The 2068-nt window shown below is 60.3% G+C and carries 2 protein-coding genes; both read right to left on the bottom strand.

Annotated features, from left to right (window positions below):
• Positions 1 to 103: 103 nt before the first annotated feature.
• Positions 104 to 1036, bottom strand: a complete 933-nt coding sequence (locus NZK35_RS32325) for an N-acetylglucosamine kinase (protein WP_259636657.1) — start codon at positions 1034 to 1036, stop codon at positions 104 to 106.
• Entirely contained in the window at positions 1036 to 1935 is a 900-nt protein-coding gene (murQ, locus tag NZK35_RS32320) for an N-acetylmuramic acid 6-phosphate etherase (RefSeq protein ID WP_259636656.1), read from the bottom strand. The genes NZK35_RS32325 and murQ overlap by 1 nt, the downstream gene beginning before the upstream one ends.
• Positions 1936 to 2068 lie beyond the last annotated feature (133 nt).

Genomic DNA, 2068 nt, shown 5'->3' with positions numbered 1-2068 from the left:
CCGTCCGGTCGCGTTTCAAAAACACCGTGAAAGACCGGAGGGCTCGCGCCCTACCGCTAAGTGAAGACAAGCCACCCAGTCATTCCGCACGCTTCCATGCCGTTCACTCGGCTGCGGCCAAGACCAACGATCCCGCAACCGGGTCATTGATCGGTTGCAACATCGGCCGCAGATTCGAATCAACCAGCATCTGTCGCAGCCGATCGGCAAACCTTGGCTGCTGCGTCAGCACACCGCCCGAGACGGCAAAAACAAACGGAGCATCAGCGAACCCCAATCGGTGCGCCAGCACGGCCACCATCTCAGACAACTCCGCCGCCGCGGTCTCGACGATGCCTGCCGCAACGACATCGCCCGCTTCCGCAGCCGCAAACACGATCGGGGCAAGCCCGGCGATCGCAGAGCGATCGATTCGTTCGGAATAGATGATCGGAATGAGTTCGCTCGGACTGGCGATTTGAAATCGCTCGAGGAGACGTGGCAGCAAACTCGTTTGGGGACCGCGACCATCGGCGGCCCGCGCGACGGCGCGCAAACCGGCAACACCGATTTGATATCCGCTCCCTTCATCACCGAACAATCCGCCCCAACCTCCGCACCGTGCGGTCGTTCCGTTCGCGTTGCGCCCGATTGACAGTGAGCCGGTCCCGCAGATCAATGCAATCCCGACTCCGTCATCGGACGCCGCGTACAACACCGGAATCGCATCATTAGTAATCGTCAAGCGATGCGTTAACCCGCGTTGCCGAGCCCAACTTCGAATTTCGGCTTGCTCGGACTCGCGATCCGCACCGGCGAGCGACAGACAGGCGCTGGCCACCTTCATTCGGGCTCGATCGGCATCATCGAACGCAGCCTCGATGGCGAGGTCGAGATTCGCCGTCGCTTGATCGAAGCCGACGCTGCGGGCGTTGGAGGGGCCCGACCGCCCGGCCCCGATTCGGTGGATGCCGCCTTGGTCATCGCGACGCGCAAGCCACGCCATCGTCTTCGATCCGCCGCCATCGACACCCAGGATCAAGTCGTCTTGGCGCATCAGGCGTCGTCTCGTTGGAGTGCGCGGCGTAAATGGCCATCGCACTCGGAGAGCTGTTGTCGAGCCTCTTGGGCGGTGACTCCGCGCAAATGAGAGACGATCGCCGTCTTCACCTCGCCATCGCAGCGGTCTAACAAACGGCGTGCCTCCAGCGGTGGAACACCCGTGAGTTCGGCAACAATTTGACAGGATCGCATGGTCAGTTTTTCGTTGGTGGCACGTAGATCGACCATCAAATTGCCATACGTCTTACCGATCCGGACCATCGCCCCGGTGGTGAGCATGTTGAGCACCATTTTTGTTGCGGTCCCCGCCTTCATCCGCGTCGAACCGCTGATCACCTCGGGGCCGACGACCGGCGTGATCATGATTTTACAATGGGGGCTCAATTCACAGTCGGCATTGCAGCTCAATCCGATCGTGAAGGCACCGACTTGGTTTGCGAATCGTAGGCCGCCGATCACGTAGGGGGTTCGCCCGCTCGTCGCGATCCCCATCACGACATCTTGATAAGACAGCCGCTTGTCGGCCAAGTCGCGTTGGCCCAACTCAGGATGATCTTCGGCGCCTTCAATCGCACGCGTCAACGCTTTCTCGCCTCCAGCGATCAAGCCGACCACCATCTCTGGCGGGGTGTTGAAGGTTGGCGGACATTCACTCGCATCCAACACCCCCAGTCGGCCCGAGGTCCCCGCCCCCATGTACAATAACCGTCCCCCGTTGCGAAAGCGATCAGCGATCACGTCGATCGCTGCGGCGATCGACTCCGCTTGAGCGGCCACGGCGGCAGCGATCAATGCATCTTGGCGGCTCATCAGCCGAACGATTTCCAATGCCGACAGCGAATCAATTTCGCTCGATTCAGGATTTCGGGCTTCAGTGGTCAGATTGTTCAGCATGTCGTGCGGTTGGGGTTCTTCACCTGATTTCGGCCTCCGTCGACAAACCACGGCGGCGATTCGATAAACTAACCGGCCCAAACGAAAAAGGGGTCAGGGACGAATGATTCGGATATGAGTGTTGGTGTGCAGG

The sequence above is a fragment of the Stieleria sedimenti genome (assembly GCF_025060895.1).
GTDB classification, from domain to species: Bacteria; Planctomycetota; Planctomycetia; order Pirellulales; family Pirellulaceae; genus Stieleria; species Stieleria sedimenti.
This window is presented reverse-complemented; position numbering and strand designations above follow the sequence as displayed.